The organism is Rhodococcus sp. NPDC057529 (assembly GCF_042802055.1).
Classification (GTDB): domain Bacteria; phylum Actinomycetota; class Actinomycetes; order Mycobacteriales; family Mycobacteriaceae; genus Rhodococcus_F.
In genome coordinates this window covers 16266-36948 of record NZ_JBHVEY010000035.1, presented here as the reverse complement: position 1 = coordinate 36948, position 20683 = coordinate 16266, and the positions used below count along the sequence as shown (strand labels likewise).

Sequence of the window (20683 nt, the reverse complement as noted above, 5' to 3'; positions counted from 1 at the left end):
ACAGGGCAGGCCCCGTCGCCGTTCTCGGTGCGGGGCCTGTTCCGTGTCCGGAACAGGGAGGCGAACGTTCGTGCTGTCCGATGTGACCGACCTGCTGGCCTGCCCGCAGTGCCGGTCGCCCGTGGAACTCGACGAAGGCGCGATCCTGTGCGACGCAGGGCACACCTTCGACGTGGCGCGTCAGGGCTACGTCACCCTGATGACCGGGGCAGGCGGCAAGTTCGACGGCGACAGCCCCGAAATGATCGCCGCACGTGCGGACTTCCTCGGTGGCGGCAGCTTCGACCGGCTGATGGATGCCGTGGCGGACGCGGTGGTGGCGGGCACCGGGGCCGGCGACGATCCCCGGATCCTCGAGATCGGCGCGGGCACAGGCCACTACCTGGCGCGCGTCCTCGACGCCGCCCCGACCGGCCGGGGAATCGGGCTGGACGTGTCCAAGTACGCGGCCCGTCGCATCGCCAGGGCCCACCCGCGTGCCGGGGCGGTGGTTGCCGACGTGTGGCAACACCTTCCGGTGCGCGACCACGTCCTCAGCCACGTCCTGTGCGTGTTCGCGCCCCGCAACGCCGACGAGGCGCACCGGGTGCTGGCCGAGCACGGCTCCCTCGTGGTCCTCACGCCCACGGAGCGGCACCTGGGGGAACTCGTGGACCTGCTCGGCATGGTCCGGGTCGACGACCGTAAGGTCGAGCGGCTCGGGGCCGCCGTGTCCGGGCGGTTCGAGCGCACCGGCCATGTGGCGGTGGAATACCCGATGTCGTTGTCGCATCTCGACGTGACCCGCCTGGTGGGGATGGGGCCGTCGGCGCGGCACCTGACACCCGAGCGGCTCGCATCCTCGATCGCGGCGCTGCCGCAGGACTATCCGGTGACGGCGTCGGTGACGGTGTCCACCTACACCCGGCTCTGAGCTCCGTCAGCGGCGCGCCAGCGCGTCCTGGTAGACGTCGAGGGTCTGCTGCGCGATGGCCGCCCAGGAGAACTCGGCGATCGCCCGCGCCCGCCCGGCCTTGCCCATGGCCTCGGCGGTGCCGACATCGGAGGCGATCGCGTTGACCGACTCGGCCAGCGCCTGCTCGAACGCTTCCGGCTCGTACGAGTTGTAGTGCACCAGACGGCCGGTGACCCCGTCCTCCACCACCTCCGGGATGCCGCCGACGTCGGACGCCACGACCGCGGTCTCGCAGGCCATGGCCTCGAGGTTCACGATCCCCAGCGGCTCGTACACGGACGGGCACACGAAGACGGTTGCGGCCGAGAGGATTTCCCGCACCTGTTCGGTGGGGAGCATCTCGCGCACCCAGAACACGTTGCCGCGGTGCGCCGCGAGGGCGGCGACGGCCTGCTCGGTCTCGGCGGCGATCTCCGGGGTGTCGGGGGCGCCCGCGCACAGCACCAACTGGATCTCGGGCGCGAAGTGGTGTGCCGCGGCGATCAGATGACCGACGCCCTTCTGCCGCGTGATGCGGCCGACGAACGCCACCATCGGCTGGTCCGGGTCGACGCCGATCTTCGCCAGCGCGGACTGCCCCGGGCCTGCCGGTCCCGCGTGCCAGACGGACGTGTCGATCCCGTTGCGCACCACGTGGACCCGGTGCGGGTCGACGAACGGGTACGCGTCGAGGACGTCGAGTCGCATGCCGGCGCTCACGGCGATCACCGCGTCCGCGTGCTCCACCGCGTTGCGCTCGGACCACGACGAGATGCGGTAGCCGCCGCCCAGCTGCTCCGCCTTCCAGGGCCTGCGCGGCTCGAGGGAGTGGGCGGTGAGGATGTGCGGCACGTCGTACAGCGCGGATGCCAGATGGCCGGCGAGGCCGGTGTACCAGGTGTGCGAGTGCACGACGTCGGCGCCCGTCGCGGCGTCCGCCATGCGCAGTTCGGCGGACAGCGTCGCGAGCGCCGGATTGGCCCCGGCCAGCGCGGGATCGGGGGTGTGCACGACCGCCCCGACGCGCGGAGCACCCATACAATGCACGTCCACCTCGCACAGCTGCTTCAACTGAGCAACCAGTTCGGTGACGTGTACACCCGCACCGCCATAGATCTCCGGTGGGTATTCCTTCGTCATCATCGCCACCCGCACCGGCCTAACGTAACCGCCCGGGCCGCTTCGGGCCACCGGTCTCGGACACATTCGGGTATCGGAGAAATTGTGAGTCGGCGCTTCGCTGGCGGGGGGAGTGGCCGCCCGATAGGTTGACAGGGTGAGGAGCCAGCCACATGTGCTTGGAATCGTGCTCGCCGGCGGCGAGGGCAAACGTCTCTATCCGCTCACCGCGGATCGGGCGAAGCCCGCTGTGCCTTTCGGAGGCGCCTATCGGTTGATCGATTTCGTGCTCAGCAATTTGGTCAATGCGGGATACCTCCGCCTGTGTGTTCTGACGCAGTACAAGTCGCACTCGTTGGACCGCCACATCTCTCAGACGTGGCGACTGTCCGGGTTCGCGGGTGAATACATCACTCCCGTTCCCGCGCAGCAACGTCTGGGCCCGCGCTGGTACACCGGCAGTGCGGACGCGATCCTGCAGTCGCTGAACCTCGTCTACGATGAGGACCCCGAGTACATCGTCGTGTTCGGTGCCGACCACGTGTACCGCATGGACCCCGAGCAGATGGTGCAGCACCACATCGAGTCGGGCGCCGGAGTGACGGTGGCCGGGATCCGGGTGCCGCGCAGCGAGGCGTTCGCGTTCGGCTGCATCGACAGCGACGAGTCGGGCCGCATCGTGCAGTTCCTCGAAAAGCCGGCGCATCCGCCGGGAACCCCGGACGACCCCAACATGACGTTCGCGTCGATGGGTAACTACGTGTTCACCACCAAGGTGCTCGTCGACGCCATCCGGGCCGACTCCGAGAACTCCGATTCCGACCACGACATGGGCGGCGACATCATCCCCGCGCTCGTCGAGGCGGGCGAGGCGTCCGTGTACGACTTCAAGGACAACGTCGTCCCCGGTGCCACCGACCGTGACCGGGGCTACTGGCGGGACGTGGGAACGCTCGACGCGTTCTACGACGCCCACATGGACCTCGTGTCGGTCCACCCCATCTTCAACCTCTACAACCGGCGCTGGCCGATCCGCGGCGAGACGGAGAACCTGGCGCCCGCCAAGTTCGTGCAGGGCGGCCTCGCGCAGGAGTCCGTGGTCGGGGCCGGCTGCATCCTGTCGGCGGCCACGGTGCGAAACTCGGTGCTCAGCTCCAACGTGATGGTCGACAGCGGCGCGACCGTGGAGGGCAGCGTCCTCATGCCGGGTGTGCGCATCGGCAAGGGTGCCGTCGTGCGCCGCGCGATCCTCGACAAGAACGTCGTCGTCGGCGATGGGGAGATCATCGGCGTCGACCTCGAGCGCGACAAGCAGCGCTTCGCCGTCAGCAACGGCGGAGTCGTCGCCATCGGCAAGGGCGTCTGGATCTGACGGACGCGGCCCCTCAGAGCTTGGACGCGCAGAGCAGGCCGTCGCCGATCGGCAGCAACACCCGGATCAGCTTGTCGTCCTCGGCGAGCGCCTTCGCGGCCTCGCGGACGGCGACGGTCGCGGCGTCCCGCTGGCTCGGGTCGACGACCCGGCCCCCGTGCAGGGCGTTGTGCAGGACGATCGCCCCGCCCGGGCGCAGCAGCCGAACCCCTTCGCGGACGTAGTGCGGGTGGTCGACCGGTGCACTGTCGACGAACACCAGGTCGTACGCGCCGTCGGCGAGTCGCGGCAGGACGTCGAGCGCCCGGCCGTTGATCAGCCTCGTCCGGGCGGGTGCGATGTCGTTGGTCCGGAACGACAGCTTGGCGGCTCGCTGGTGCTCGGGTTCACTGTCGATGGTGGTGAGGACGCCGTCCTCGCGCATGCCCCGGAGCAGCCACAGGCTGCTCACACCCGCGCCGGTGCCGACCTCGACGACCGTCTTGGCGTCCAGCATGCGGGCAAACAGGGCGAGAGCAGCACCGACCGCGGGAGGTACCGGTTCGGCACCGAGGTCGTCCGCCCGCTCCCTGGCCGCACCGAGGGCCTCGTCTTCACGGACAGCCCCTTCTGCGTGGGTGAGTATCCGTTCGGCGTTTGTCTGCACGCACATGAGGCTATCGGGGTCTCGTCATCGCCGCTGCGAGGCGCGCTCGACAACAATGCCGTGACCCGGCCGGTCGCGATTCTCAGGAATACCTCAGCTTGCTCACACCACACACATATCGGGGTGGGAAAGAGTAAGCCCAACGCCAGATCCGAAGACCGCCCGGCGGGGAGATCACGACGACGGAGGAAAAGTCCGAGAGCCGGGAACAAATCCCGGCTCCCGGGAGTTGACGCCTATAACACGTTCAGTGATCTGCGGTCCTGAGTAGGAGGATCCACTTAACTCGATGAGCAACCACACGATGGCTCCAGACGAGAGAAACACCGACGAGCAGCTGTCGGAGGCCGAGCTGACGGGCACGGCTGTGTTCGACGCCACAGGCGAGAAGTCCGCCATGCCGTCGTGGGACGAACTCGTCCGCGAGCACGGCGACCGAGTCTACCGGCTGGCCTACCGGCTGTCGGGTGACGCGCAGGACGCCGAGGACCTCACCCAGGACACGTTCATCCGGGTGTTCCGATCCCTGTCCGACTACCAGCCCGGCACGTTCGAGGGCTGGTTGCACCGCATCACCACCAACCTCTTCCTCGACATGGTCCGCCGCCGGAACCGCATCCGCATGGAAGCGCTCCCCGAGGACTACGATCGGGTCCCGGCCGACGGGCCGAACCCCGAGGAGATCTACCACGACGCCCGCCTGGACGCAGATCTGCAGGCAGCGCTCGATTCGCTGGCCCCGGAGTTCCGCGCCGCGGTCGTGCTGTGTGACATCGAAGGACTGTCCTACGAGGAGATCGGTGCCACACTGGGTGTGAAGCTCGGGACCGTGCGCAGCCGCATCCACCGCGGCAGGCAGGCTCTGCGCGAGCATCTGGCTGTGAACGGAAAGGTTGACTCCGATCAGATCGGCGTCGGGTAGTTACCAGGAGGGACGAATGACGCAGGGGCGTGTACCTCGCCAGTTTGGCTCCACCGAACATCTGGCGAGTGAGGCGATCGCCGCCTTCGTCGACGGTGAACTCCGCATGTCCGCTTATCTGCGCGCCGCCCACCACCTGTCGATCTGCGCCGAGTGCGCGTTCGAGGTGGACTCCCAGCAGCAGGCACGTCGTGCCCTGCGCCGCAGCGGCGACGTCGCGATGCCCTCGGGCCTGTTGGGACTGCTGAGCCAGATCCCCAGCTGCAACCAGGGCGATCCCGCCGACAAGTCCCCGTTCGACTCCCGCACCCCGGACTCGCCGGTCGGGAGCGAGTACTCGATCACCAGCCGGATCTGGTCCCGGCGCTGGCGCCGTTGAGCGCAGCCGCACCGACGACGGCGGTGTCCGTGTCCGGCGGGGCATCGGTGATACTGGGGCGCGTGACTGACGCACACGAGGGGGACACGACAGCGTGACGGCGGATTACAAGACTCCGGGTTCCGATGCGACGGCTCCCGACGGTCCCGTGGCGGACGAGTCGGGCACGCTGCGTCCGGCGGACGCCCCCCGGCTCGATCCGAGACCCGTCTACCGGCCGCAGATCGATGCGGCGTCCAGCCGCGCGTTCGGCCGACCGGGTGGTGTCACCGGTTCCTTCGCTCCGTCGGACGCCCGGCGTGCGAGCGAACCTTCCATGAAGGTCGGTGCACCCGACCCTGTGCTGGCGGAGGCGTTCGGCCGACCGGACGGCGAGGTCGACACCATCCAGCGCGATCCCCACCGCACGCCCTCCGTCCCGGCAGGCGAGGCGCCGCCGGCGGACCCGTGGCGCGACCCCGCGGCGGGTGTCGAACTCGGCTCTCCGGCGCTGCACGCCACGGAACACTCGCAGCCGCCGGCTCCCGCGCTCAGCGCCCGGGAGGTTCTGTTCGGCGGGAAGGTGGCGCCGAAGGCGCTGGCCGCGCTGGGCGGAATCGCACTCGCGATCGGTCTGGTCGGTGGCCTGCTCGCGGCGGTGATCACCGCCGATCGCAGTTCGCTGACCAGCGACAGCGTCACTCTCGTGCAGGGCGGCGACGAGGACCTCGGGCAGTCGCCCGTCGCGCAGGTCGCGGACGCCGTCCTGCCCTCCGTCGTGTCCATCCAGGTGGCGGTCGGCGACCAGGGCAGTACCGGTTCGGGTGTCGTCATCGACGGCGCCGGGTACATCGTCACCAACAATCACGTCATCTCCGCCGCCGCCACCGCCCCAGACGGCGGCAAGATCCAGGTGATCTTCTCCGACGGAACGAAGGCGGACGCCCAGATCGTCGGTCGCGACATCAAGACCGACCTGGCCGTGCTCAAGGTCTCCGCCGACAATTTGACGGTCGCCGAACTCGGCAGGTCCGGGGACGTGCAGGTCGGGGAGGACGTCGTCGCCGTCGGTTCGCCCCTCGGACTCAGCAAGACCGTCACCCGCGGCATCGTCAGTGCCCTGCACCGCCCGATGCGACTGTCCGGCGAGGGCTCCGACACGAACGCCGTCATCGACGCCGTCCAGACGGACGCCGCCATCAACCACGGCAACTCGGGCGGTGCGCTCGTCGACGACACGGGCCGGGTGATCGGCATCAACACCGCCATGCTCAGCGAATCCGGTGGCTCGGTGGGTCTCGGCTTCGCGATTCCCATCGACGACGTCACCACGGTCGCCCAGACCCTCATCCGGGACGGGCAGATGCATCACCCGGACATCGGCGTCAACGCCCGCACCGTCGTCAACGACAACACCAGCGGCGCCCAGGTGGCCAACGTCCGCTCGGACAGCCCGGCCGCGCGGGCGGGGATCGTCGAGAACGATGTCATCGTCAAGGTCGGCGACCGCACGGTCACCAGTGCCGACGAGTTGGTCGTCGCTGTCAACCTGCAGAAGATCGGTGAGCCCGTCCGGGTTCAGCTGATCCGCGAGGGCCGGCTCGTCGATGTCGACGTGACCCCGGCCTCCGATTGACTCGAGAGGTTGCTGTGAAATCGCTCCGCCACCTGGGCATGCACCCGCACCGCACAGTAGGCTGACCACGTGTTCGGCAACATTGGTTGGGGCGAGTTCATGGTCCTCCTCGTCGCAGCTCTGGTCATCCTGGGACCCGAGCGGCTTCCGGGTGCGATCAGCTGGGTTACGAAGTCACTGAGGCAGGTCCGCGAGTATGCGAGCGGCGCCAGCCAGCAACTCAAGGACGAACTCGGTCCGGAGTTCGAGGATCTCCGCAAACCGCTGGCGGATCTCAATCAGCTCCGCGGAATGACCCCGCGTGCCGTCATCACCAAACACCTTCTCGACGGTGACGATTCGATTCTCACCGGCAACTTCGACAAGCCGAGTTCGGTGTCGTTCGACAAGTCGAACCCGGGAACGAAGGCCGTCAGCGCCGATCCGTCGACGCCCACTGCTCCGCAGAACAAGCCGCTCGCGGCGGGCGAGCGCCCCCCGATCGACCTCGACGCCACGTAGGCCCTTCGGGCTCGTGCGCCGTTGTGGTTGCGGGAACAACCAGAAAGGCGCACGAGCGCGGAGCGCCTAGAGGTGCCGGGTGGTGTCGATTCCCAGCGACATTCCGGCGAGCCCGCGCTTGCGGACGGCCAGCTTGTCGGCGATGTCGCGGAGCGCCGTCGCGGCCGGCGAATCCGGCTGGCCGAGGACGATGGGAACGCCGCCGTCGCCGCCCTCCCGGACAGCCTGCTCGAGCGGTATCTGGCCCAGCAGCGGCACCTTCGCACCCACGGCCTTCGTGAGGCGGTCGGCGACGGCCTGACCGCCACCGGAACCGAAGATGTCCATTCGGCTGCCGTCGGGCATGTCCATCCACGACATGTTCTCGACGACGCCGACGATGCGCTGACGGGTCTGCAGGGCAATGGCGCCGGCGCGCTCGGCCACCTCGGCGGCGGCCTGCTGCGGGGTGGTGACGACCAGGATCTCCGCGCCGGGGATCAGTTGCGCGACGGAGATGGCGACGTCGCCGGTTCCCGGCGGCAGATCGAGCAGCAGGACGTCGAGATCGCCCCAGAAGACGTCGGCGAGGAATTGCTGCAGGGCGCGGTGCAGCATCGGCCCGCGCCACACGACCGGGGTGTTGCCCTGGGTGAACTGGGCGATGGAGATCATCTTCACGTCGTGCGCGACGGGCGGCATGATCATGCGTTCGACCTGCGTGGGCTTGGCGTCGGTGCCGAGCATGCGGGGCACGGAATGGCCGTAGATGTCGGCGTCGAGCACACCCACCGACAGTCCGCGGGCGGCCAGCGCGGCGGCCAGGTTGACCGTGACGCTGGACTTGCCGACGCCACCCTTGCCCGACGCCACCGCGTAGACGCGGGTGAGCGAACCGGGCTGGGCGAACGGGATGACCGGCTCGGCGGAGTCTCCGCGCAGCGACTTGCGGAGTTCGGTGCGCTGCTCGTCGCTCATCACGTCGAGTTCGACGCGGATCGCACCGACGCCGGGGACGTCCGCCACGGCCTTGGTGACACGGTCGCTGATCTCGGTCCGCATCGGACAGCCCGCGGTGGTCAGGTAGATCGCGATGTCGACGCTGTCGTCGGCCGCGATGTCGATGCTCTTGACCATCCCGAGTTCGGTGATCGGTTTCCGGATCTCGGGATCCTGGACGCGCGCCAAGGCGCTACGTACAGCGGACTCGCTCAGGACTGGCATGACTCAATGGTAAGGATGCGCGCTCAGTGGATGCGCGGCAGGTCCGCGGCCGCCGGGATGATTCCGCTGGAGTAGCCGGCGGACCATGCGAGCACGTTCGCCACGTAGGCGGCGGAGTTGTTGTACCGGTGCACGGCCTTGGCCGCCTGGATCGGATCCTTGACGTTCAATCCGCCGTCGCACAGATACTTTCCGGTGGTGAGCGCGGAGTCGAAGACGTTCTGCGGGTCGGCGACGCCGTCGCCGTTGCCGTCGCCCGCGTAGCGGTTCCAGGTCTCGGGCAGGAACTGGGTGGGGCCGACCGCGCGGTCGTAGTTGGCGTCGCCGTCCAGCTTGCCGCCGTCGGTGTCGCGGATGACGGCGTTGCCGCCGAGGCTGCCGTCGAGGACCGGGCCGAGGACGGGCTTGAGCATGTTGCCCTTGTCGTCGGTCTTGCCGTCGTAGGCGTGGGTGGACTCGACTCGGCCGATTCCGGCGATGAGCGTCCAGTACATGCCGCAACCCGGCTGCTCGACCGCGAGGATGCGTTCGGCGTTCTGGTAGGCCGCGACGTTGACGGCGGGGATGCCGAGTGCGCCCTGCGCGATGCTCGCCGGGAGCGGCGGCGTCGCCTGGACGGGTGCGAGTGCCGGCGGCGCGGGCGATGCCTCGACCGCGGGTGCGGACTCGGCGGCGGTCTCCGCGACCGGGGTGACGGCTTCTGCGGCCTCGGGTGCGGTGTCGGTCGCCTCCTGGGCGACGTCGGCGACCTCCGACGAGGAACTCGTGGACAGGAACGGGACCTTGGGTGCGGCGCCGGCCGTGTTGGCTGCGGTGATCAGTCCGATGGGGACGAGTCCGGTAAGCGCGATGACCGAATTGCGGCGGATATGGGAATCCGTCTTCTTGTTGTGCCGACCCACTCGATTGCCTCCTGCGACCCCCGTCTTGGGGTGTTCCGTTCAACTGACCGGATCGAGGCTACCTGATTCGATATCTTTCCGTTATTCAACCGTGATCAAACGGACTTGTATCGGAGGGTTCCGTTACTCGGAACGCACGTGAGCGAGGGTAACGAACACGGCAAGGTCACGCCAGGACGCAACGGGGGCTGGTGAGAGCGTGTGGGTCGACGGCACACGCGCCCGGTGACCCGCGCATGCACGTCACCGCGCGCCCTGCGAATGGGCAGAGCGCGCGGCGGGCGCGGGGGTGACTACCGGGGAACGGCGACAGCCGGAGCGGTGGCCGGGGGCGCGACCGGAGCGGGGGCTCCCGGGTCGGGCACGGCGGCCGCGGGAGCCGACGGATCGGCGGGCGGGCAGAAGAGCAGACAGGGCAGTTGCGGCAGCGGCGGGAGCCCTGGAATCGGCGGGGCCGGATCGGGCGTCGTGGGTGCGGCGGCACCGTCCGTCGACGGCTGCGGGGTGGTCGCGAGATCGCGGGGGAGGTCCGACTCGGCCGCGGCGGCCGCGGCGTCGGCGACCCGTCCAGGCGTCGGCGAGGCCGACTCCGCCAGCTGGCTCGGCGTCGGAGTTCCTCCGTTCCTGTACGCATTCGACCAGGTGATGACGTTGGCGGCGTATGCGGCCGAGTTGTTGTAGCGCAACACGGCACGGGTCTCCTGGAGCGGATCGCGGAGGTCGAGACCGCCCGAGCAGAGGTACCGGGCGGCCGCCAGCGTCGCGTCGAACACGTTGTTGGGATCGGCCACGCCGTCGGCGTTGCCGTCCGACGCGTACTTGGCCCATGTGGACGGAATGAACTGCATCGGTCCGACGGCGCGATCGTGCCCGGGGTCGCCGTCGGTGGCGCCGCGGTCGGTGTCGCGGATGATCTCGTTGCCCGCCAGCCTGCCGTCGAGAACTGGACCCAGGATCGGGGTGATCGTGGTGCCCACCGAGTCGGTCCGGCCGCCGCCGGCGTGCCCCGATTCGATGCGGCCGATCCCGGCCAGCAGATGCCACGGCAGACCGCACTTGGGGGACTCCGCCATCATCTCGAGTTCCGCGGACCGGTAGGCGTTGAGCACGATCTCCGGGATACCCAGAGCGCTCAATATCACCGGTGCGGCGATGAGCCCGGTGTCGGACGGCGACGCCGACGAACGATGGGATGTGGGATTTGTCACCGCGGGCGCCGGTGCGGGCGGCGGGGGTGCGGCCCGCTGCGACCGCGCGACCCGTGGTGTGGGTGCCACGATTCCCGCGGGCGGAAGGTACGCGGCCGGGGGAGTGCTTCCCGGCGTGATCGACGACGCCGCGAGGGCCGTCGCCGCACCCGTGGACGAGTAGGCGGTGGTGCTCACGGTTGCGCCGCTGATCGCGGAACCGCCGGTCGAGGACCCGAGGGTGGCAACTGCGCCCACGGTCAGGGCAGTCACCGTCAACAGTCCACGTATCCGCACTCGATCACCCCCTGCGGTGCTCTTCGCCTGTGCACACCGCATACATCCGAGAAGATGTGACTGACGTTACATATCCGTGATGGGCCCTGCCGAGGTTTGGGGGGATTCGCCGGACTCATTTCCGGCGGATGCGCGTGTCTTCCTCGTCGGCCAGCAGCGTCCTGATCTCGTCGAGTTCGCGCCGCAGGTAATCGCGGGTCGCCACCTCGCCGATCGCGATGCGCAACGCGGCCAGTTCCCGGGCGAGGAATTCGGTGTCCGCCTTCGTCTGCTCGGCGCGGGAGCGGTCCTCCTCGAGGGCCACGCGGTCGCGGTTCTCCTGGCGGTTCTGCGCCAGCAGGATCAGCGGCGCGGCGTAGGCGGCCTGGGTGGAGAACGCCAGGTTGAGGAGGATGAACGGATACGGATCCCACTGCAGGCGGACGGCGAAGACGTTGACGAGGATCCAGACGATCACGATCACCGTCTGGATCATCAGGTAGCGCCCCGTACCGAGGAACCGGGCGAAGTTCTCGCTGGCCCGGCCGACGGCCTCCACGTCGTACGAGACCCGGAATCGGCGGGTGCCGCGTGGGGTGTCGAGGCGCTGCCGGTCCGACAGGTTCCGGGCGGCCGCGCTGGGGGACTTCTCGCTCATACGTCGATCTCCTCTTCACGCCAGTCCTCGGGGAGGAGATGGTCCAGGACGTCGTCGACGGTGACCGCGCCGATCAGGTGTTCCTCGTCGTCGACCACGGGTCCGCACACCAGGTTGTAGGTCGCGAAGTACCGCGTCACCGCCGTCAGGGAGTCCTCGGGCGCCAGCCGCGGCATGTCGGTGTCGAGCAGTCCGCCGACGAGGCTCGCGGGCGGCTCGCGCAGCAGTTTCTGCAGGTGCACGCATCCCAGGTAGCGGCCGGTCGGCGTCGCGGTCGGAGGACGGACGACGAACACCATGCTCGCGAGCGCGGGCGTGACGTCCGAGATGCGCGCCCGGGCCAGGGCCTCGGCGACCGTCGTCGACGCGGTGAGGACCACCGGCTCGGGAGTCATCAGACCGCCCGCCGTGTCGGGTGAGTGCTCGAGCAGGCGGCGGACTGGCTCGGAGTCCTGCGGATCCATCAACTGCAGCAGCGATTCGGCCTCGGTCTCGGGAAGCTCACCGAGGAGGTCGGCGGCGTCGTCGGGATCCATGGCCTCGAGGACGTCCGCGGCGCGCTCCACTTCGAGGTGCATGAGCAGATCCGTCTGGTCGTCGGCGGGTAGTTCCTGGACGACGTCGGCGAGGCGCTCGTCGTCGAGTGCGAGGGCGAGTTCGTGGCGGCGTTTCTCCGGCAGGAGGCGCATCGCGTTCGCGACGTCGGCGGCGCGCATCCCCTCGAACTGCGTGAGCAGGGCCGAGACGCCCTGACCGGGCATCGCCAGGTCGGTCTGCGTGAGGCCCTGCACGTGCTGCCACCCGACGACGTGCATGGCGGCCCGACGGCCGAGCCTGCCGCGGTGCCCGCGCACCGCCACCTTCGACACCACCCAGTCCCGCGTGCGGGTCTGCTCGATGCCCAGGTCGACGACGATGATGTCGGCGTCGCGCAGTTCCTCCAGTTCCGGGTCGTCCACGCGCACGTGGGAATCCGCGACCTGGGCGAGGGCCAGGACCTCGCCGGGTCGTTGCTGGAAGCGGCGGAGACTGACGTTGCCCGTGGTGAGGGTCACGGAGCTGGGCTCGATGGCGGTGACGCGGAGCATCGGGACGAAGATGCGTTTGCGCGTGAACAATTCGATGACCAGCCCGAGCACGCGCGGCTGCTGCCTGCCGACGCGGGCCGTGATCACCACGTCCCGGACGCGGCCGATCGACTCCCCGTCGGGGCCGAGCACCACCAGGCCGGCCAGCCTGGCTGCAAAAACCTTGTTCGCAGCTGCCATGATTGCCAGGCTAGATCGTTGTTCAGAGATACAGGGAATCGAACACCTGCGAAAGTGGAGGATCGTCCGTCATGAGTTCCGTCTACAGGCCACGGCGATCCGTTCTCGCCGTTCCGGGCAGCAGCCGCAAGATGATCGACAAGGCGAAGGGGCTGCCCGCCGACGAGATCTTCCTCGATCTCGAGGACGCGGTGGCACCGCTCGCCAAGCAGGAGGCGCGCGGCACCGTCGGCGACGCGCTCGCCGAGGGCGGGTGGGGCGAGCAGATCAAGGTGGTCCGGGTCAACGACTGGACCACCGCGTGGACGTACGCCGACGTCGTCGAGGTCGTGGGGCGGGCAGGTGCCCACCTCGACGCGATCCTGCTGCCGAAAGTGCCGGATGCCAGCCATGTTCAGGCCCTGGACCTGCTGCTGACCCAGGTGGAGAAGGCCAACGGGCTCGAGGTCGGCCGGATCGGCATCGAGCCGCAGATCGAGAACGCGATCGGGCTCACCAACATCAACGCGATCGCGACGGCGAGCCCGCGCGTGCAGACCCTGGTGTTCGGTCCCGCCGACTTCATGGCGAGCATCAACATGCGCACGCTGGTCGTCGGGGAGCAGCCGGACGGCTACGACCGCGGCGACGCCTACCACCACATCCTGATGACCATCCTGATGGCGGCCCGCGCGCACGGGGTCCAGGCCATCGACGGTCCGTACCTCCAGATCCGCGACGTGGAGGCGTTCCGGCGGTCGGCGCAGCGCACGGCCGCGCTCGGCTTCGACGGCAAGTGGGTGCTGCATCCCACCCAGATCGAGGCGGCGAACGACGTGTTCAGCCCCCGCCAGGACGATTACGACCGGGCCGAACTGATCCTGGACGCCTACGAATTCCACACGTCCGCGGCGGGCGGCGGTCGCGGTGCGGTGATGCTCGGCGACGAGATGATCGACGAGGCGAGTCGCAAGATGGCGCTCGTGATCTCCGCCAAGGGGCGCGCCGCGGGCATGAAACGGACCACCGAGTTCGTGCGACCCGACGCGAACTAGTCTCGGCAGGCAGAATGGTTCTCACAGGACAGATCCTGCGGTAACCACACGAGGAGACCAGCTGACGATGACGAATCCACTCGGACAGTCCAACGGGGCGCGGCGTGGGGCTCTGCCGGAACCCCCCACGGGCTGGCCCATCGGTTCGTATCCCACCTACGCGGAGGCGCAACGCGCCGTCGACTACCTCTCCGATCAGGAGTTCTCGGTGGAGGACGTCACCATCGTGGGGGTCAACCTCATGCAGGTGGAGCGGGTGCTGGGCCGCCTCACCTGGGCGAAAGTGATTGGCGGGGGCATCGTTTCGGGCGCGTGGCTCGGTGTGTTCTTCGGTCTGCTGCTGGGCATCGTCACGGGCGGCTTCCTGGCGCCGCTCGTCGTCGGCATCGTCGGCGGCATCATCTTCGGGCTGATCTCCACGACGATCCCGTACGCGGCGACGCGGGGCACCCGGGACTTCGCGTCGACCATGCAGCTGGTCGCCGGGCGGTACGACGTGCTGTGCGAGCCGAAGTCGGCGGAGAGGGCCAGGGACATGCTGGCCAAGCTGGCGCTCTGATCGGCGCGACCACGTCGAGCGGCGGGTTGCGGTCGGGTCACGGATTGCGTCCTATTCGCGACGTTCGCCGCGATTTCACCCGGTTCGCCGGTGATGTCGGATAGGTTTACGGCGCAATGCGTGGGCCCCGGCCCTCGCCGAAACCGTGACCTGTCGGTGGAGCGCGCGTTCCGGCAGGAACCAATGTGCGGGCCCGCGTGCCCAGCCGTACCGCGACTGGATCCGTGAGGGCCGCTCGAGGAGGCGGCTGTGCTGCGTCGCACCAAGCCCGGACGCTCGCTGAAGTGGGGACTGATCGGTGCGGCCACCGTCCTCACCGTTCCCCTGCTGGCCGCGTGCGGGTCGTCGGAAGACGGCATCGTCCTCAGCTTCTACACGGCCGCCGACGGCGCCGAACAGTACGCGGAGGCCGCCGCCAACTGCACGGCCGCAGCGGGCGGCCGGTACACGATCGAGCAACGCACGCTGCCGAAGGGCGCGGACGATCAACGTCTCCAGCTGGCCCGCCGGCTCACCGGCAACGACACGTCACTCGACATCATGACGCTCGACGTGGTGTGGACCGCAGAGTTCGCCGAGGCGGGATGGGCGCTGCCGCTCCCACCCGGCATCGCCGCCGAGGTCACCGAGGGCACACTCGAGGGCCCCCTCGAATCGGCCAAGTGGCAGGACCAGCTGTACGCCGCACCGCTGAACACCAACACCCAGTTGCTCTGGTACCGCAAGGACCTCATGCCGGACGGGCAGCCGCCGCAGACGTGGGATCAGATGATCGACATCGCGGAGGGCCTCGCCGCGGAGGGCCGGCCCAGCTGGATCGGGGTGCAGGGCAAGCAGTACGAGGGTCTGATGGTGTGGTTCAACACCCTGCTCGCGAGTGCGGGCGGGTCCGTCGTCGCCGACGACGGGACGACGGTGACGGTCGCGGACGGCGACGCCGCCGTCCAGGCGCTCGAGGTCATGAAGCGGGTCGCCACCGCGAAGGGTGCCGACCCGTCGGTTTCCCAGGGCGACGAGGCGTCGTCCCGGCTCGGGATGGAGAGCGGAAAGGCTGCGTTCGAGGTCAATTGGCCGTTCGTGTTGCCCGGCATGATCGAGAACGCCGAGAAGGGTGACCTCCCGTTCATCGACGACAAGGGCAATCCGACGTCCGTGGACACGGGCAACACGGTGCTCACGGTCGACGGTCAGCAGAACTTCCTGCCTGCGCCGTACCCGTCGGTGATCCCCGGCAGGCCCGCCGAGGTGACGATCGGCGGATTCAACGTCGCGGTCGCGAAGACGAGTCAGCACCCGGACCTGGCGTTCGAGGCGGTGTCCTGCCTGCGGAACGAGGAGAACCAGCGCAACAACGCCGTCAACGGTGGTGTGCCGCCGACGCTGGCGAGCCTGTACGACGACCCGGCGTTCCAGGAGGCATACCCCGCGTGGCGTGAGGTGCGGGAGAGCCTCGACACCGCGTCCGTCCGCCCGGTGTCACCGGCGTACCAGAGCATTTCGACCCTGATCACCGCCACGTTGAATCCGGTCGGTGACATCGACCCGCCGCGGACCGTCGACGAACTCGCCGAGCAGGTCCGCAAGGCGGTCAACTCGGAAGGGCTGATTCCGTGACGACCGAAACCGTGCAGGCGGACCGCGCCGAGGAGCCGAAAGCCGCGTCGAAGGGCCAGATCTCGGAGGGGAAGCGGGCCGAACGCCGGCTGGGGCTGTGGTTGGTGGCCCCCGCCGCGATCCTCATGATCGCGGTGACGGCCTATCCCGTCGTGTACGCGGTGTGGCTGAGCCTGCAGCGCTACGACCTCCGGTTCCCCGACGACCGGAAGTTCGTCGGCCTCGCCAACTACGTGTCGGTGCTGACGGACGGGTACTGGTGGCAGGCGTTCTGGGTGACGGTGGGCATCACGGTCGTGTCGGTGGTGATCGAGTTCGTCCTGGGCCTGATCCTGGCGCTCGTGATGCACCGGACGCTGGTGGGGAAGGGCCTCGTCCGGACGGTGGTGCTGATTCCGTACGGCATCGTCACCGTCGCCGCCGCGTACAGCTGGTACTACGCGTGGACGCCGGGAACCGGGTACCTCGCGAACCTGCTGCCCGACGGGAGCGCCCCGTTGACGGAGCAGATCCCGTCGCTCGCGATCATCGTGCTCGCCGAGGTGTGGAAGACGACGCCGTTCATGGCGCTGCTGCTGCTCGCCGGGCTCGCCCTCGTCCCCGACGACCTCCTCAAGGCCGCGCAGGTCGACGGTGCCGGGGCGTGGACGCGGCTGGTGCGGATCATCCTGCCGCTGATGAAACCGGCGATCCTCGTGGCGCTGCTGTTCCGTACTCTCGACGCGTTCCGGATCTTCGACAACATCTACGTTCTCACCAAGGGCGCCAACGACACCGGGTCACTGTCGATCCTCGGTTACGACAACCTGTTCAAGGCGTTCAACCTCGGTATCGGCTCGGCGATCAGCGTCCTCATCTTCCTGTGTGTCGCGTTGCTCGCCTTCGTGTTCATCAAGCTCTTCGGCGCGTCGGCTCCCGGGGCCGACACGGAAGGAAACCGATAACCATGGCCGTCGTCGACACCCCTCGCCGCAAGATCAGCTGGTCCGTGGTCAACCTGCTGGTCCTGCTGTACGCGCTGGTCCCGGTGCTGTGGATCGCCAGCCTGTCGTTCAAACCCGCGGGAACGATCAAGGACGGCAAGTTCATTCCGCAGAAGTGGACCCTCGACAACTACCGCGGCATCTTCGAGACCAACGCGTTCACCAGCGCGCTGATCAACTCCATCGGCATCGGTCTGATCTCCACGGTGATCGCCGTCGTCATCGGCACCATGGCCGCCTACGCCATTGCCCGCCTCGACTTCCCGGGAAAGAAGCTGCTGGTCGGGGTGGCGCTGCTGATCGCGATGTTCCCCCAGATCTCCCTCGTGAGCCCACTGTTCGACATCGAGCGCAGGCTCGGGTTGTTCGACACCTGGGCGGGCCTGATCCTGCCGTACATCACGTTCGCTCTCCCGCTGGCCATCTACACGCTCTCGGCCTTCTTCAAGGAGATCCCGTGGGAGCTGGAGAAGGCGGCGAAGATGGACGGCGCCACCCCGGCGCAGGCGTTCCGGAAGGTCGTGGCACCGCTGGCGGCGCCGGGCATCGTCACCGCCGCGATCCTGGTCTTCATCTTCTGCTGGAACGATCTGCTGTTCGCGATCTCGCTGACCTCGACGGAACGTTCCATCACCGCGCCTGCCGCGATCGCGAACTTCACCGGCGCCTCCCAGTTCGAGGAGCCGACCGGCTCGATCGCCGCCGCCGCGATGGTGATCACGATCCCGATCATCGTCTTCGTGCTGTTCTTCCAACGACGCATCGTGGCCGGCCTGACCTCCGGCGCCGTGAAGGGATAATGCTGTGGCCGAAATCGTGCTCGACAAGGTGACGAAGTTGTACCCGGACGGCGCCAAGGCGGTGAGCGACGTCGACATCACGATCGCCGACGGCGAATTCATCATCCTGGTCGGGCCGTCCGGTTGCGGAAAGTCGACCACTCTCAACATGATCGCCGGGCTGGAGGACATCTCGTCCGGTGAACTGCGGATCGCGGGGGAGCGGGTCAACGAGAAGGCGCCGAAGGACCGCGACATCGCCATGGTGTTCCAGTCGTACGCGCTGTACCCGCACATGACGGTGCGGCAGAACATCGCGTTCCCGCTCACCCTGGCGAAGATGTCGAAGTCGGACATCGCGGCGAAGGTGGACGACGCCGCCAAGATCCTCGACCTCACCCAGCACCTCGACCGCAAACCCGCCAATCTGTCGGGCGGTCAGCGGCAGCGGGTCGCGATGGGCCGGGCGATCGTCCGCAGCCCCAAGGCGTTCCTGATGGACGAGCCGCTGTCGAATCTCGACGCCAAGCTCCGCGTGCAGATGCGCACCGAGATCGCCCGGCTGCAACAGCGACTCGGCACCACCACGGTCTACGTCACGCACGATCAGACCGAGGCGATGACGCTCGGCGACCGGGTGGTGGTGCTGCGCGGCGGGGTGGTCCAGCAGATCGGGGCGCCGCAGGAGTTGTACGACCACCCGAACAACCTGTTCGTCGCGGGATTCATCGGCTCGCCGTCGATGAACTTCTTCCCGGGACAGCTCACCGCCGACGGGGTGTCGACGCCGATCGGCGAGTTCACGCTTCCGCCGGAGACCCGCGACAAGGTCGCGTCGTCGAATTCGGCGAAGGACGTGGTGGTGGGGATCCGTCCCGAGCACTTCGAGGACGTGGCGCTCGTCGATGCGGGGCAGCGGGAGTCCGGTGCCACGTTCACGGCCAACGTCGAGGTGCTCGAGTCGATGGGCTCGGACAAGTATGCCTATTTCACGGCCGAGGGGCCGCAGGTGAACTCCCGGGAACTCGAGGAACTGGCCGCCGACTCGGGTACCGCCGTCGCAGGGGGTGGTCAGCTGGTTGCCAGGTTGTCGGCCGAGTCGTCCGCGGTGCACGGCAGGCCGGTGGAACTGTGGTTCGACCGGGCGAAGATCGCCCTGTTCGATCAGAACTCGGGGGCGAACCTCACCCGCTGACCGGGGTGGTGCGCTCACCCGGACGGCTGGTGTTCGCTCCGCCGAGACCGCCGACCGTGCCCCACTCGGCGGCGAGGGCGGTCGCGTGGACCTCGTCCTCCTCCTCGTCGGACGGCGTGCGGGTGGTGCGGGTGATCCCGAAGAACGGCAGCAGTCCGGCGAGCGCGGCGGCGGTCGCGCCGACGACGAACGCGATGACGTACGCCGATTCGGTCGGGACATCGGTCCCGGGCAGGGTGATCCCGGCGAGCAGGGTCGCGAGCAGTGCGCTGGCGACCGAGCTGCCCACGGATCGGGCGATCGAGTTGATGCTGTTCGCGACGCCGGTCTCGTTCTGCCGTACCTCGGCCACGAGCAGCGACGGCAGCGACGCGTAGGCGAGGCTGATGTACGTGTTGATCAGCACGATCGCCGCGATGACTTCCCACGTGCGGTCGTGGGCGAAGACGAACACGACGAAACCGCCGACCCCGACGACGCTCGCGGCGATCAGGACGGCGCGGGAACCGAAGCGGTGGATCAGTTTTCCGCTCGCGATCGACGCGAGGACGCCGCTGATCGCGCCCGGCAGCAGATACACGGTGCTGGCCTCGAGGACGGTGGCCCCGAAGCCGTACCCGGCGACGGCGTGTGGCGTTTGGACGAAGTACGAGCTGCCCAGGAACATCACGAACATCGACATGCCCACCACCAGGGCGGACAGGTGGGTCACCAGGACGGGTGGGTTGGTCAGCAGCCGGGGTGCGACGAGCGGATCGGTGATCCGGCGTTCGTAGAGGAACCAGCCGGCCAGAACCAGGATTCCGGCGACTGCGCTGGCGATCGTGACGGGAGACGTCCAGCCCCAGGTGCCGCCCTCGGCGAGCGGGAGCAGGACGAGCACCAGTCCGGCGGCGAGACCGACCGCGCCGATCCAGTCGATGGAACCCGTGCCTGCGCGCGGGCGGCGGGGGATGGCGATCCAGGCGAGGACGAGTCCTGCCGCGGTGATGGCCGAGGACAGCCAGAAGACGCGATGGAAGTCGGCGCCGTCGGAGACCAGCACACCGGTGAGGACGATTCCGAAACATCCGCCGAAACCGAGAGTGCCGGAGAAGATCCCCATCGCCCCGGTCAGCTTCTCGGCCGGAAGTTCGTCGCGCAGCACCGCGATGCCGATGGGGAACAGCGCGAACGACACACCCTGGAGCACCCGGGCGAAGATCAGCACCTCCACGGACGTCGACACCGCACCGATCAGGGACCCCGCCAGCACCACCGCGAGCACCCCGAGCAGAACCGGCCGTTTGCCGCGGAGGTCGGCGAGGCGGCCGAGGACGGGTGTCGCGGTCGCCGCCGCGAGGAGGTTCGCCGTGAGAAGCCAGCCGACGGCGGTGGGGCCGACGTCGAGTTGCGTACCGATGGTCCCGACGATCGGTACCACCAGCGTCTGCAGAACGGCGACAATCATCACGACGAAGCACATGACGGGCAGGAGAGCCCTGGCGGCGGTGGTCGATCCGGCGGCCATGGGGGTCCTCCTGCAGGGTCGGTGAAC

20 protein-coding genes are annotated in these 20683 nt (G+C 68.6%); 12 read left to right on the top strand and 8 right to left on the bottom strand.

The genetic code is table 11. The annotated features are described in order from the left end of the window. Positions 1–70: 70 nt before the first annotated feature. Complete coding sequence (locus ACFU5V_RS39735; protein WP_378429986.1) at positions 71–913, top strand: putative RNA methyltransferase; 843 nt, start codon at positions 71–73, stop codon at positions 911–913. Positions 914–919: 6 nt separating this feature from the next. On the opposite strand, the gene glgA is transcribed toward ACFU5V_RS39735, so the two are convergent. Further along, the gene (gene glgA / locus ACFU5V_RS39730) at positions 920–2089 is read right to left on the bottom strand and encodes a glycogen synthase (RefSeq protein WP_378429987.1); all 1170 of its coding nucleotides are present in this window, start codon (positions 2087–2089) and stop codon (positions 920–922) included. 121 nt (positions 2090–2210) lie between these two features. On the opposite strand from glgA, the gene glgC reads away from it, so the two are divergent. Then, positions 2211–3425 (top strand): glucose-1-phosphate adenylyltransferase, encoded by a 1215-nt coding sequence (gene glgC, locus ACFU5V_RS39725; protein ID WP_015889769.1) that lies wholly within the window; start codon positions 2211–2213, stop codon positions 3423–3425. Positions 3426–3438: 13 nt separating this feature from the next. Here glgC and ACFU5V_RS39720 read toward each other — a convergent pair whose 3' ends face one another. After that, positions 3439–4077 carry an O-methyltransferase gene (locus ACFU5V_RS39720; RefSeq protein WP_072949622.1) on the bottom strand — a complete coding sequence of 213 codons (639 nt, stop codon included), beginning with the start codon at positions 4075–4077 and terminating at the stop codon, positions 3439–3441. A gap of 283 nt (positions 4078–4360) precedes the next feature. Here ACFU5V_RS39720 and sigE point away from each other — a divergent pair, with 283 nt between their 5' ends. From sigE to tatB, 4 genes are all read left to right on the top strand, one after another. After that, positions 4361–4993 carry an RNA polymerase sigma factor SigE gene (gene sigE, locus ACFU5V_RS39715; protein WP_378429988.1) on the top strand — a complete coding sequence of 211 codons (633 nt, stop codon included), beginning with the start codon at positions 4361–4363 and terminating at the stop codon, positions 4991–4993. A 16-nt stretch (positions 4994–5009) separates the two neighbouring features. Next, positions 5010–5372 carry an RNA polymerase subunit sigma-70 gene (locus ACFU5V_RS39710; RefSeq protein WP_378429989.1) on the top strand — a complete coding sequence of 121 codons (363 nt, stop codon included), beginning with the start codon at positions 5010–5012 and terminating at the stop codon, positions 5370–5372. 94 nt (positions 5373–5466) lie between these two features. Beyond that, positions 5467–6987 (top strand): trypsin-like peptidase domain-containing protein, encoded by a 1521-nt coding sequence (locus ACFU5V_RS39705; protein WP_378706479.1) that lies wholly within the window; start codon positions 5467–5469, stop codon positions 6985–6987. Positions 6988–7056: 69 nt separating this feature from the next. Next, positions 7057–7488: a Sec-independent protein translocase protein TatB gene (gene tatB / locus ACFU5V_RS39700; RefSeq protein ID WP_378429991.1), complete on the top strand. Its 432-nt coding sequence runs from the start codon at positions 7057–7059 to the stop codon at positions 7486–7488. A 66-nt stretch (positions 7489–7554) separates the two neighbouring features. Here the strand turns inward: tatB and ACFU5V_RS39695 are convergent, their stop codons facing one another. The 5 genes from ACFU5V_RS39695 to ACFU5V_RS39675 all read right to left on the bottom strand — a co-directional run bounded on the left by ACFU5V_RS39695 (position 7555) and on the right by ACFU5V_RS39675 (position 12982). Next, positions 7555–8691, bottom strand: coding sequence for an Mrp/NBP35 family ATP-binding protein (locus ACFU5V_RS39695; protein ID WP_072949613.1), 1137 nt, complete (start codon positions 8689–8691; stop codon positions 7555–7557). Positions 8692–8714: 23 nt separating this feature from the next. Further along, positions 8715–9593, bottom strand: a complete 879-nt coding sequence (locus ACFU5V_RS39690) for a lytic transglycosylase domain-containing protein (protein ID WP_378706477.1) — start codon at positions 9591–9593, stop codon at positions 8715–8717. A gap of 293 nt (positions 9594–9886) precedes the next feature. Next, positions 9887–11077: a lytic transglycosylase domain-containing protein gene (locus ACFU5V_RS39685; protein WP_378706475.1), complete on the bottom strand. Its 1191-nt coding sequence runs from the start codon at positions 11075–11077 to the stop codon at positions 9887–9889. A gap of 115 nt (positions 11078–11192) precedes the next feature. After that, positions 11193–11714 carry a DUF1003 domain-containing protein gene (locus tag ACFU5V_RS39680; RefSeq protein WP_378429994.1) on the bottom strand — a complete coding sequence of 174 codons (522 nt, stop codon included), beginning with the start codon at positions 11712–11714 and terminating at the stop codon, positions 11193–11195. Further along, positions 11711–12982, bottom strand: coding sequence for a magnesium transporter MgtE N-terminal domain-containing protein (locus ACFU5V_RS39675; protein ID WP_015889779.1), 1272 nt, complete (start codon positions 12980–12982; stop codon positions 11711–11713). Before ACFU5V_RS39675 ends, ACFU5V_RS39680 begins: the two co-directional genes overlap by 4 nt. A gap of 71 nt (positions 12983–13053) precedes the next feature. On the opposite strand from ACFU5V_RS39675, the gene ACFU5V_RS39670 reads away from it, so the two are divergent. From ACFU5V_RS39670 to ACFU5V_RS39645, 6 genes are all read left to right on the top strand, one after another. After that, a complete protein-coding gene (locus ACFU5V_RS39670; RefSeq protein ID WP_378706473.1) occupies positions 13054–14016 on the top strand; it encodes an HpcH/HpaI aldolase/citrate lyase family protein in 963 nt (320 codons plus the stop codon). A gap of 67 nt (positions 14017–14083) precedes the next feature. After that, complete coding sequence (locus ACFU5V_RS39665) at positions 14084–14575, top strand: general stress protein (protein ID WP_141471962.1); 492 nt, start codon at positions 14084–14086, stop codon at positions 14573–14575. 249 nt (positions 14576–14824) lie between these two features. Continuing rightward, on the top strand, positions 14825–16189 hold the full coding sequence (locus ACFU5V_RS39660; protein ID WP_378706472.1) for an ABC transporter substrate-binding protein: 1365 nt from the start codon (positions 14825–14827) through the stop codon (positions 16187–16189). Next, on the top strand, positions 16186–17133 hold the full coding sequence (locus ACFU5V_RS39655; protein WP_378706471.1) for a carbohydrate ABC transporter permease: 948 nt from the start codon (positions 16186–16188) through the stop codon (positions 17131–17133). Before ACFU5V_RS39660 ends, ACFU5V_RS39655 begins: the two co-directional genes overlap by 4 nt. Before the next feature lie 2 nt (positions 17134–17135). Continuing rightward, entirely contained in the window at positions 17136–17972 is an 837-nt protein-coding gene (locus ACFU5V_RS39650) for a carbohydrate ABC transporter permease (RefSeq protein WP_276135936.1), read from the top strand. A gap of 4 nt (positions 17973–17976) precedes the next feature. Then, positions 17977–19146 carry an ABC transporter ATP-binding protein gene (locus ACFU5V_RS39645; protein ID WP_378429998.1) on the top strand — a complete coding sequence of 390 codons (1170 nt, stop codon included), beginning with the start codon at positions 17977–17979 and terminating at the stop codon, positions 19144–19146. On the opposite strand, the gene ACFU5V_RS39640 is transcribed toward ACFU5V_RS39645, so the two are convergent. Beyond that, entirely contained in the window at positions 19136–20656 is a 1521-nt protein-coding gene (locus tag ACFU5V_RS39640; RefSeq protein WP_378706468.1) for an MFS transporter, read from the bottom strand. The genes ACFU5V_RS39645 and ACFU5V_RS39640 overlap by 11 nt on opposite strands. Between the last annotated feature and the right edge of the window lie 27 nt (positions 20657–20683).

Coding starts and splice junctions, on each gene's coding strand:
- ACFU5V_RS39680 (WP_378429994.1), bottom strand. CDS start 11,714: ATGAGCGAGAAGTCCCCCAGCGCGGCCGCCCGGAACCTGTCGGACCGG.
- ACFU5V_RS39665 (WP_141471962.1), top strand. CDS start 14,084: ATGACGAATCCACTCGGACAGTCCAACGGGGCGCGGCGTGGGGCTCTG.
- sigE (WP_378429988.1), top strand. CDS start 4,361: ATGAGCAACCACACGATGGCTCCAGACGAGAGAAACACCGACGAGCAG.
- ACFU5V_RS39720 (WP_072949622.1), bottom strand. CDS start 4,077: ATGTGCGTGCAGACAAACGCCGAACGGATACTCACCCACGCAGAAGGG.
- ACFU5V_RS39640 (WP_378706468.1), bottom strand. CDS start 20,656: ATGGCCGCCGGATCGACCACCGCCGCCAGGGCTCTCCTGCCCGTCATG.
- ACFU5V_RS39675 (WP_015889779.1), bottom strand. CDS start 12,982: ATGGCAGCTGCGAACAAGGTTTTTGCAGCCAGGCTGGCCGGCCTGGTG.
- ACFU5V_RS39710 (WP_378429989.1), top strand. CDS start 5,010: ATGACGCAGGGGCGTGTACCTCGCCAGTTTGGCTCCACCGAACATCTG.
- ACFU5V_RS39670 (WP_378706473.1), top strand. CDS start 13,054: ATGAGTTCCGTCTACAGGCCACGGCGATCCGTTCTCGCCGTTCCGGGC.
- ACFU5V_RS39695 (WP_072949613.1), bottom strand. CDS start 8,691: ATGCCAGTCCTGAGCGAGTCCGCTGTACGTAGCGCCTTGGCGCGCGTC.
- ACFU5V_RS39650 (WP_276135936.1), top strand. CDS start 17,136: ATGGCCGTCGTCGACACCCCTCGCCGCAAGATCAGCTGGTCCGTGGTC.